Origin of the sequence: Protofrankia sp. CiP3 (assembly GCF_917627345.1) — a bacterium.
In the GTDB taxonomy this organism is placed as follows: Bacteria; Actinomycetota; Actinomycetes; order Frankiales; family Frankiaceae; genus Protofrankia.
Genome location: NZ_CAKJTM010000128.1, coordinates 1 through 11,035, shown reverse-complemented (window position 1 = coordinate 11,035; position 11,035 = coordinate 1). Strand labels below are relative to the sequence as shown.

Sequence of the window (11,035 nt, the reverse complement as noted above, 5' to 3'; positions counted from 1 at the left end):
CCCGCGCCGGCCACGCCCGCACCCGCAGCCCCGGCGCCCGCCACGCCCGCGCCGGCCCCGGCGACCGATCCCGCGCAGGCCGCCGCGGTGACGCCGCCGGCCGACGTCATTGCCACGTTTGAGGCCCTGACCTGCGCGCCGTCGGATGCGCGCAGCCGGACGGCGAGCACGGAGAAGCCGTCGGAGTGGGTTGCGGCCTGTGACCGCAACGGTGCCGTCAAATACCTGCTCATGCCCGCCCAGGTGGTGGGTACCGATGTGAAGTCGGCGACGGCGGGGCTGGCCAGCTCCGGTGGCACCGCCTCGGTGAGCACCGGCCAGTGGATCGTCAACGTCAGCTTCACCCGCGACGGGCAGGACAAGTTCACCAAGCTGACCGAGGAGACCATCGGCAAGCAGGTGGCCATTGTCCTGGACGGCGTGGTCCAGTCGGCGCCGACCACCAACGACCGTATCGCCGGGGACGCCCAGATATCGGGCTCCTTCAACCAGTCCAGCGCTCAGGACCTTGCGAATGTGCTGCGCTACGGTGCCCTGCCGCTGGCGTTCGAGCAGTCCAGCGCCGAGTCGGTATCCCCGACCCTGGGCAAGGACTCCCTCAACGCCGGTCTGCTGGCGGGTGCCATAGGCCTGCTGCTGGTCGTCGTGTACTCGTTCCTGTACTACCGGGCCCTCGGGATTGTGGTGATCAGCTCGCTGGCGGTGAGCGGGCTCCTCGTCTACGCCGCCGTGGTGCTGCTCGGCAGATGGATCGGATTCACTCTCACCCTGGCCGGTATCGCCGGTCTGATCGTGTCCATCGGTGTCACCGCGGACTCGTTCGTCGTCTACTTCGAGCGCATCAAGGACGAGGTCCGCGCCCACCGCAGTGTTCGCGCGGCGGTCGACCGGGCGTGGCCGTCAGCCCGGCGGACCATGCTGGCCGCGGACACGGTCTCCTTCCTGGCCGCCGCGGTGCTGTACGTTCTGTCGATCGGGTCCGTCCGGGGATTCGCGTTCACCCTCGGCTTGTCCACGTTGATCGACATATTGATCATGTTCATTTTCACCAGACCGGTTGTCTCCCTGCTCGTCCGCAGGCCGCTGTTCGCCAGCAGCCGGTTCTCCGGGCTCACGGTCTCGGCGCTCGGCGTGAGGGCGGCCGCGGGCAACGGCCAGGACGGCTCGCCCACAGCCACCCGCCTGACCCGGCGTGAGCGGGCCCCGGTCTCCCCGGGCAAAGCGGGCGGGCGGCCAGCTGATGTGCGATCGTCCGATTCTCAGTCATCACGGTCGGGTCCGGCCGGCACGGGACGGGAGGAGTAGAGATGTCCTGGGCCAGCAGGCTCTACCGCAGTGAGTTCCACGTGGAGTTCGTCGGCCGGCGCAGGGTCTGGTATCTGGTCTCCGCCGTACTCCTGACGATCTGCGTCGCCAGCATGGCGATCCGCGGGTTCTCGCTCGGGATTGACTTCAAGGGCGGCGCGCTGTTCCAGTTTCCCGCCGCCGGCCGGCCGGTTGCGGAGGCTGAGGCGGCGCTGTCCTCGGTCGGGATCAACCCCGCCGACACGGTGATCCAGGAACTCCAGACCTCACACCAGATCCGGCTGCAGACCCCGGCCCTGACCGACGCGCAGACCGGCCAGCTCCAGGCCGCCATTCAGCAACGTTTCGCCATTCCGGACACCGGTATCGACATCTCGACGGTCGGCGCATCCTGGGGATCGACCATCACCAACAAGGCGCTGCAGGGGCTCGCGGTGTTCCTGGTACTGGTTATGATCTACCTGTCCGTCAGGTTTGAGTGGAAGATGGCGGTCGCCGCCATGGCGTCGCTCATCCACGACCTCATCGTCACGATGGGTATCTATTCACTGGTAGGTTTCCAGGTCACCCCCGCGACGGTCATCGCCCTGCTGACCATCCTGGGATTCTCCCTCTACGACACGGTCGTGGTCTTTGACCGGGTCCGGGAGAACACCGCCGGGATGGGTACGGCCAGCCGGCGTACCTACGCCGAGACCACCAACGACTCGTTGAACCAGACGTTGATGCGGTCGCTCAACACGTCTTTCATCGCGCTGGTACCGGTCGGTTCGCTGCTTTTTGTGGGTGCCGGGCTGCTGGGCGCCGGCACGTTGGAGGACCTTGCCCTCGCCCAGTTCGTCGGGATCGCCTCGGGCACCTACTCCTCGCTGTTCGTCGCGACACCGCTGTTGGTGGATCTGAAGAAGAACGAGCCGGCGGTCCAGGCGCTGGACGTGCGGGTGGCCAAGTCCCGGGCGTCGGCGTTGCGTGAATCGACCAAGGGCGCCCAGGTCGTCACGGGAGCCGGCGCGGCGCTCGGGGCCGATCCCGGTGTGCCGGCAGCGGAGCGAGGGACGGAGGTCGGCGCGGCGCGGCAGATGACCGGCACCGAGGGGGCCGTCGAAGGTGAACGTGAGAAACCTCTCGGCAACCGTGAGCCAGCCGTGGCCGGGGCTCGGTCCAGCCGGCCCGGCACGGCGGCGCGCCGTCCGGCGCAGGCGCGGCGTTCTGGCCGGAAAGGCCGTCCAGGCGGTAAAAAGCGGCGGTGACGACTACCGAATCAACTCCCACGCCCGCGGGCACCTCGGCCGGCGGGCCCGCGCCGGTCCAGGCCGTGGATGTGCTGCGCGCCCACATCCGGGACGTTCCTGACTTTCCCAAGCCCGGGGTGATCTTCAAGGACATCGCGCCGCTGTTGACGACGCCGGCAGCCTTCGCGGTGGTCATCGACGCGCTCGCCGACACGGTCGACGGTCACGGCGCCACCGTGGTGGCGGCCATCGAGGCGCGCGGTTTCTTGCTCGCGGCCCCGGTTGCCTACCGTCTCGGGGTCGGCGTGGTTCCCATTCGCAAGCAGGGCAAGCTGCCCGGTGAGACGATCAGCAGGACTTACGATCTGGAGTATGGCACCGCCACGCTGGAGGTGCAGACTGACGCGTTCCGGCCCGGTGACCGGGTGCTGCTCGTCGACGATGTCCTGGCCACGGGCGGTACCGCGCTCGCCGCTGCCGAGCTGGTGCGTCAGAGCGGCGTTGAGGTTGCCGGGCTTGCCGTGTTGATGGAGCTCATGTTCCTGTCCGGGCGGGATCGGCTGGCGCCGCTTGCGATTTCATCGATCATGGAGGTGTAGCGGATCGCGCAGCGGCTGTGATGGATGCGCGCACGGCCAGTCGTATCTTGTGAAATTTTGTGATCTTTGTCCGCTCCGGCCGTATCCGGCTGGAGTTGCGGATGGCAGGCGCCCAACGCAGCGTTAACCTGCAGGGGTCCCTGGTTTGGCCGGAGGCGGTGCGATCATGTTTTTCGCGTCCGCCTGGTGAGCTGATGACCGCTGGTCGGGCCGAAGGTGATGCGGTCAGGTTTTTCGCATCGCCGGTGGCTTCATCACTCCTAGCGGAAGTAGGAATGGATTGTGCCCGAGGCAGCATCGATGGTGACTGGAGCGTCCGAGCCCGGCGTGACGATCGTGCGCGATTCGTCATCGACAGATGAGCGTTCCGCAGGCGCCGACCGGGCGCGTTCGGAGGTCGATGATGCGCTGACCGACGGTGGATCAACAGCTGCCGCCGCGCGTCAGGCTGCCCTTCTGGCCGACCATGGGGACTCCGGTTCGGGCGAGGGCTCGCCGGTGGTCCCGCGCCTGGGGCACGAGTCGCCGCCGCTGCCCCGCCGGGTCCGCGGCCGTTTCCCCAGGCTCGCGTCACATCGCGCGACCTCACCATCGCTGTTGGATCCGGTGCTGCGAGGTTTGCTTGCCAACCATCCCCGGGCGGATGTCGGTCCTGTTCAGCGGGCGTTCGAGACCGCGGCCGGGGTGCATGCCGGTCAGGTGCGCCTGTCCGGGCACCCCTATGTGACGCATCCCATAGCTGTCGCCAGCATCCTCGCTGATCTCGGCATGGACACACCGACGCTGTGCGCCGCGCTCCTGCACGGCACCGTGGGCGAAGCCCACATGACCCTCGACCGCATCCGGGACGAGTTCGGTGACCACGTCGCGGATGTTCTCGACGCGGTGATGAAGCTCCACCGGGTGAAGGTCGGTGAGGGCGCCCAGGCCGAGACGATCCGTCGCATGGTGGTCGCGATGGCCCGCGACCCGCGGGCATTGGTGATCAAACTTGCCGCCCGGCTGCACAACATGCGGACCCTGCGGTTCCTGCCTGAACACAAACAGGAGCGCAAAGCCAGGGAGACGCTGGAGATCTACGCCCCGCTGGCCCACCGGCTGGGGATGAACTCGCTCAAGTGGGAGCTGGAGGACCTCGCTTTCGCGACCCTCTACCCGAAGCGTTACGACGAGATTGTCCGTCTTGTGGCCGAGCGCGCGCCGAGCAGGGATACGTATATCACCGGTGTGGTGACCGCGGTACTGGCCCACCTGGACGAAGCCAAGATCAAGTCCGTCGTCACCGGCCGTCCCAAGCACTATTACTCGATCTACCAGAAAATGGTGGTGCGAGGCCGGTCGTTCGACGACATCCATGACCTGGTCGGAATTCGGGTACTGGTTGACTCCGTCCGTGACTGCTACGCATCGCTGGGCACGCTACACGCGAACTGGAAGCCCATCCCGGGCCGGTTCAAAGACTACATCGCGATGCCCAAGTTCAACATGTACCAGTCACTGCACACGACGGTCATGGGGCCTGACGGCAAGCCGGTGGAGCTGCAGATCCGGACCCACGCGATGCACAACCGGGCCGAGTACGGGATCGCGGCGCACTGGAAGTACAAGGAGGACGGCGTCGCGGCCCGGCCGTCGGGTACGGCCAAGGCACGGGCGTTCGGGTTTACCGACGGCGGGTCGAAAGCGGGCGGGCGGTCCCGCCGAGGTGGCTCCAGCCAGGACCAGACCGCCTGGCTGCGGCAGATTCTCGACTGGCAGCGGGAGACCGCACAGCCCGGTGAGTTCCTCGACAGCCTGCGCTTTGACCTGCACACCGACGAGGTGTTCGTGTTCACCCCCAAGGGTGACGTGATCGCGTTGCCGCAGGGGTCCACCCCGGTCGACTTCGCCTATGCCGTCCACACCGACGTCGGTAATCAGTGCGTGGGCGCACGAGTCAATGGCAGGCTCGCCGCTTTGGACACCTCCCTCGACAACGGGGACACCGTAGCGATCTTCACTTCGCGTGCGCATGCGGCCGGGCCGAGCGAGGACTGGCTGACCTTCGTCCGGTCTTCCCGGGCACGTACGAAGATCCGTCAGTGGCACGCCCGGGAGCGGCGTGAGGACGCCGTCGTCGCCGGCCGGGACGCTCTCGCCCGGATGATGCGCCGGCACGGCCTCCCGCTGACCCGGTTGATGAACGGCGACGTGCTGCCCAGCCTGGCCAGGGACATGCGTTACCCGGACGTGTCCGCGCTGTATGTCGCGATCGGCGAGAAGACCGCCAGCGCGCAGAACGTGGTGGCCCGGCTGGTGGCCGCGCTCGGCGGACCCGAGGGCGCGGCCGAGGACGCCGCCGAGACCGCGCTGCCGACCCGGGCCCTGCGGCGGTCGGTGGGTGATCCGGGAGTGGTCGTCAGCGGTTCCGAGGACGTGTGGGCGAAGCTCGCCCGCTGTTGCATGCCCATGCCGGGGGATGCGATCACAGGATTCGTCACCCGGGGCAAGGGCGTGTCCGTGCATCGCCACGACTGCCCGAACCTGGCGACGCTGTGCGCCGATCCGCACGACCGGATCGTGGCGGTCGAGTGGGCCGCGTCGTCGGGTTCGGTGTTCCTCGTCGTCATCCAGGTCGAGGCGCTGGACCGGGCCCGTTTACTGTCCGACGTGACGCGGGTCCTGACCAATCACCATGTCAACATCTTGTCCGCGTCGGTGACGACGACCAGGGACCAGATCGCGATCAGCCGTTTCACCTTCGAGATGGGGGACGCGAAGCACCTGGGACACATCCGGGATGCGGTGCGGTCCATCGAGGGCGTGTACGACTGCTATCGGGTCACTTCGGGCGTACGGTGCTGATCATGATGCCGCCGTCCGCCCGGGTGCCGGTTCCCGTCGAGGGGGACCGGTGTGCCCGTGTACGACATCGATGTTGCCGCGGCAACCGGTCCTCGCCAGCCCTGCTGTGGCTCGCCGGTCGCTCTTAGGCGTGGAGATCTGTTGAGGGGGGCGCTGTGGACGCCGAGATCGTAGGTGCCGGTATGCAAGGCGCGGCGTTGCCCGCGCGGATCGAACGCTCCGCTGGGGGATGGTCAGCCGGGGGCGCTGAAAGCGTCGGCGGGGCTGCTGAGCAGGCTGGCGGGGGAGAAGAGACCTCACGTACGCTGGCGGCCGCCCGGCTGGCCAGCACCCGTCTCGCTCATCTCGCCCGCTGGATGGCAGCGGGCCGGGGCACCCCCGCGGTGCCGCCGGAGCTGCGGAAGATCACCGATACGCACTGCCTGCACCATGCCAAGGCCGACATCGGCCTCATCGTCCATGCCTATGAGGTCGCGAACCGGCAACACGCCGGTCAGCAAAGACACAGCGGCGACCCGTACATCACCCACCCGCTCGCGGTGACCCAGATCCTCGCCGAGCTCGGAGTGGACACCACCACGATCGTCGGGGCGTTGCTGCACGACACCGTTGAGGACACCGGCTACACCCTCGAGGCCGCTGCCGCCGATTTCGGCCTTGAGGTCGCCAACATTGTCGACGGGGTGACCAAACTCGACAAGATGCGTTTCGGTGACGCGGCTGAAGCCGAGACCCTGCGGAAACTCATCGTTGCCCTCGCCAAGGACTACCGGGTCCTTGTCATCAAGATTGCCGACCGCCTCCACAACATGCGGACGCTCGGCTTCAAGTCTCCCCCCAAGCAGGCGCGCATCGCCCGGGTGACGCTGGAGATCCTCGCGCCGCTGGCGCATCGTCTCGGTGTGAGTGTGATCAAAAGAGAACTGGAGGATCGTTCGTTCGCCGTCCTGCATCCCGGCGAGCACCAGCGGATACAGCGGATGGTAGACGAGTTCACAGCCGCGGAGCGCGCGTCCGGCCAGGTTGGCGCGATCGTCAGCACGCTCCAGCGCGGTCTCGAGGATGCTCGCATCAATGCCAGGGTCTCGGTCAGGACAAGTCATCTTTTCTCGATCTACAAGCGGGCACAGGAACGCGGCTTCCAGGCGCGTGACTACAACGACATCGTCCGTGTGCTGGTTCTCGTAGATTCTGTCACTGACTGTTATGAAGCGCTGGGGGAAGTGCATGCCATCTGGCGGCCGGCACCCGGCCGGCTACGCGACTTCGTGGCCACTCCCAAGTTCAACATGTACCAGTCCCTGCATACGACCGTTGTGGACTCGGCCGGCAAACCCGTCGATATCCAGATCCGTACGGAGGCTATGCACCGCCTCGCGGAAACCGGGATCATCGCGCGCCCGGTCGGGCCGTCCGCGGACGGCGCTCGCCTGGAGGGCCTGGCCTGGCTGCACAGCCTGCTTGACTGGGAGGGCGAGGCGAAGGACCCGGGTGAGTTTATCGAGTCGCTGTCGGCGGATCTCGACTCGGACGAGGTTCTCATCTTCACCCCCAAGGGCAGGATCATCGCTCTGCCGGCCCGATCGACACCGGTCGACCTGGCCTACGCGGTCCACACGGAGCTCGGGCATCGGGCTATCGGCGCCCGGGTCAACGGCAGGCTGGTGCCCCTGCGCACCCGGCTGCGTAACGGTGACGTGGTGGAGATCCTGCGCTCTGGACTGCCGAGCGCCAGTCCGTCCGAGGACTGGTTGGACTTCGTCAAGACGTCCCGCGCCAGGGTGCGGATCCGCCGCAGGACGGCACGCCAGCGGCGAGACGCCGACACCACGTCCCCCGTTACCGGGCATGACGCCGCCACCGCCGCCACCGCCGCACCTGGCGGATCGGCGGTGAGCGCCGCCGCGCCGGCGGCAGATCACCTGAGCGGCTCCCAACCGGTGGGATCCGCCACTGCCGCCACTGCCGGTGTGGCGGGTGCGAATCGTGACGGCGCGACCGTTCTGGACGACGCTGCCGGCCTGCCACACCATCCAGATCCGTTCGCGGACCGTGTCCACCGGCCCTCGGCGCGGCCCGCGGTGTCGCCAGCGCGCCCGCCGCGGGGGCGCGTCCATGCGCAGGCCTGGGCGGGCCTGGCCGCTGTCGACGGCCGGCCGGACGTCCCGGTGCGTCTTGCCCGTTGTTGTCTGCCCCTGCCAGGGGACGACGTGGTCGGATTCACCACCACGCACAGCCCCGCGGTCTCGGTGCACCGGCGGCAATGCGTGAACGCGGCGGAGGCCCGTGGAGATCGGCGCCGGGCCGTGGTGACCTCGTGGGTTCCCAGCGCGAGCGTGACCTTCCCCGCCGAGATCGCGGTCGAGGCTTTTGACCGATATGGCCTGCTCGCTGACATAACCGAAATGCTGTCGGACGCGTCGGCCACCGTTCGGTCCGCATCGACCATCACGGCCGAGGACAGAGCGGTCCATGCCCGTTTCACGGTCGAGGTTGCCGGCCCGGCGCAGCTGGACGCGGTGCTCGCGGCTGTACGCACGGTAGGTGGTGTGTATGACTGTTATCGGACCGGCGGCCGGCGAGCCGATCCCGGCACGTAGCGCCCCGGCAACAGGAGACGCGGCATCGCGGTGTTCCGATTCGTTTTGCCGTAGCGTGCCTGCTGGCTGGTGGCCGATGCGGGTGATGATCCAGAAAGTGGCCCGTAAGGCGGCGCAGGCCCGGATAGCGGTGTTCTATCCGGACCGACGACAACACGGCAGGACGTTTTCTGGGCATCGGGAGCGGGGGCCCGCACGGACGCGAAGCGTCCGGGTAGGGGCGAAGCGATCGAACATCCAGCGGACACGCCCTCAATCTGTCGGTGGACCGTGCGGGCCGATGTGGGGTACGTTGCTCATCCACCGAATGATCAGGGGGGTTTATGGGCCATCTTCAGGCCGTGACCAGCATCGATTCGCCTGAAGCGGCGGACCGGCTCGGGCGCCTGCTGGTGGAGCGTCGACTGGCCGCCTGTGTTCAGGTTCTCGGCCCGATTCGGAGCACCTACCGATGGCGGGGCGAGATTGAGCAGGCGGACGAATGGCTATGTCTGGCAAAAACGACAACCGACCGATTTGCCGAGTTGGCGCGGGAGATTACCCAGGCGCATCCCTACGACACGCCCGAGATCATCGCGATGCCGATCGTCGATGGGCTCGGTGACTATCTGGACTGGATCACCGCCGAGACGGCGCCGTCCGCCACGCTTTGACTGTTCGCCTGTTCGCCTGCTCGGCGATCATCTCCCGCACGCCCGCGGTGCTGACCGGTCAGACCAGCACCCGTAGCTGCTCGTCGAGATCCCGTACCGGCTGGCTCTCCCGCCACGGCCGAAGTTGATCGCGAATCTGTAGTACGCGGGCAAGCCCCAGCGAGAAGTCCGTCTGTGCCACGATCGCAAGCGCGTCCGCGGCCAGCTGGCATGCCTGGTCGATCTCCCTGCGGTGAATGTGGACCTCGGCAAGGGCACCGAACAGCAGCGAGCGCTTCTTCATGGCGGTTGGGCTGGTAGTGGTGGTCCGCAGGGTCTCCGCCGCGGCCGCGTAGGCGGCGTCCGGACGGCGCAGGCGCGTGAAGGTCGTCACCCGCATGCCGTCGAGGCGAGGGCGGTCGAAGAACTGCGTCCACACGCGATCGTTCGCTGGATCGGCTCGGTCGAAAGCGTCACCGGCACGTTCGAGCGCGCGCAGCGCCGCGCCGCTGTCCCCTCGGGAAGCCTGTTCCTCGGCCTCCCGAGCGGCAAGCCACGCGCGGGTCATCATGCTGCCGCCGAGCGCGGCCCGGCGCTGGGCCTCGCTCAGGAGCGCGCATGCCTGGTCCGGCCGGCCGGCCAGGGCGGGCTGGTAACTCTCGTACCCCAGCACGCATGCCCACAAGGCGTTGTCGTTGGCTTCGCGGGCGGCTTCGAGCGCGACCCGATAGTAGGCGAGCGCACACGTGTTGTCGCGCATATCAAAGGCGAGCCATCCGGCGAGCGCAGCTACCTCACCAGCGGTGATGGTGAGGTTACGCCGTACCGTCGACCGTGGCGAGGTCTCCAGCAGCTGGCTCAGCGTTGTCAGCTGGGTGGTCACTCTCGCCATGAGTGCCCGGGCCGGGACCCGTTCTTCCAGCCCGAACAGGCCCGCCGTCCGCGCGGACAGATCCTCGACCGTTGGCGGAGTGACGGCGGTCTGCTGCCGAAGAGCCGCGGAAAGCCGTTCCCAGGGTTCGGCGTCGGGCGTCACCGGTGCGACCGCGACACCCCCGGCCGCCGCGACCATACGCAAGAAGGAACGCCGCTCCACGCTCGTTTGGGGGAGCCCGGGAGCGCGCCTCGCCTCGGTGTCGACGCCGAGCCGGCTGACAGTTTCATCGTCAATGAACCCGAGTTCCCCGGCGGTCCGGTGAAAAAGAGCGCGCAGAAGCCGTTGGTAACGGAGGCTGGGTTTCTTGTCGCCCTTCTCCCACTTGCAGATCATGTTTCCGGTGGCGCCGGCCTCGCGGCCCTCGTGCATGACAGCGAAGCGTCGCAGTTCAGTGGCAAGTCGTTCCTGCGACCAGCCTCTCTCTTCGCGACAGGTTCGTAACCGGGTGTTGGGGATACGCCTCGGTGGATTAGTTTTTGTAGGCGCAGTCTTACTTGCCGCAGTTGTCACCAGCTGCCTCCCCCAATAGTTCGCACGATAACGACAGCGTATCCCGTTGTCGTGGTCAGCTGAGGTGGCCCCATTCGCCCCGCTTGACCAGCGGTTGGTTGGACCGGTGCCGGCCGCGGGCTGGTTCGAATACTTTTTCCGGCGATTTCACTGGCGGACGTCAACATATCAACATGGCACCCGCGGTAGCCGCTGGATAATGTCAAGAGGCGCCGGTGGAACGTGTTTGTTCCATTGTGTCAACCGCTCGCCGGGCACGATCGGAGCCTTCGGTCCGGTATTCACCGGCGAAACTCACATAACGGATTATATGGGCGGCGCTCGGCCAGGGGCGCCGGTTCAATGATCGACTAAGTGGTCGCCGCCGGAAGTTGTT

Annotated in this window: 7 protein-coding genes; 6 read left to right on the top strand and 1 reads right to left on the bottom strand. The window is 67.4% G+C overall.

Annotated features, from left to right (window positions below; genetic code table 11):
- The 6 genes from secD to cutA form a co-directional block, all read left to right on the top strand.
- On the top strand, positions 1–1,305 hold a 1,305-nt coding region (gene secD, locus MJ797_RS23785), incomplete at its 5' end, for a protein translocase subunit SecD (protein ID WP_239341409.1).
- Between the two features lie 2 nt (positions 1,306–1,307).
- Entirely contained in the window at positions 1,308–2,555 is a 1,248-nt protein-coding gene (gene secF / locus MJ797_RS23780) for a protein translocase subunit SecF (protein WP_239341407.1), read from the top strand.
- A complete protein-coding gene (locus MJ797_RS23775; protein WP_374582882.1) occupies positions 2,552–3,136 on the top strand; it encodes an adenine phosphoribosyltransferase in 585 nt (194 codons plus the stop codon). Before secF ends, MJ797_RS23775 begins: the two co-directional genes overlap by 4 nt.
- A gap of 300 nt (positions 3,137–3,436) precedes the next feature.
- Complete coding sequence (locus tag MJ797_RS23770; protein WP_374582884.1) at positions 3,437–5,980, top strand: bifunctional (p)ppGpp synthetase/guanosine-3',5'-bis(diphosphate) 3'-pyrophosphohydrolase; 2,544 nt, start codon at positions 3,437–3,439, stop codon at positions 5,978–5,980.
- Positions 5,981–6,135: 155 nt separating this feature from the next.
- Complete coding sequence (locus MJ797_RS23765) at positions 6,136–8,580, top strand: bifunctional (p)ppGpp synthetase/guanosine-3',5'-bis(diphosphate) 3'-pyrophosphohydrolase (RefSeq protein ID WP_239341403.1); 2,445 nt, start codon at positions 6,136–6,138, stop codon at positions 8,578–8,580.
- A gap of 323 nt (positions 8,581–8,903) precedes the next feature.
- On the top strand, positions 8,904–9,233 hold the full coding sequence (cutA, locus tag MJ797_RS23760) for a divalent-cation tolerance protein CutA (protein WP_239311867.1): 330 nt from the start codon (positions 8,904–8,906) through the stop codon (positions 9,231–9,233).
- 58 nt (positions 9,234–9,291) lie between these two features.
- On the opposite strand, the gene MJ797_RS23755 is transcribed toward cutA, so the two are convergent.
- Positions 9,292–10,518, bottom strand: coding sequence for a twin-arginine translocation signal domain-containing protein (locus tag MJ797_RS23755; RefSeq protein WP_239341401.1), 1,227 nt, complete (start codon positions 10,516–10,518; stop codon positions 9,292–9,294).
- Positions 10,519–11,035: the final 517 nt, after the last annotated feature.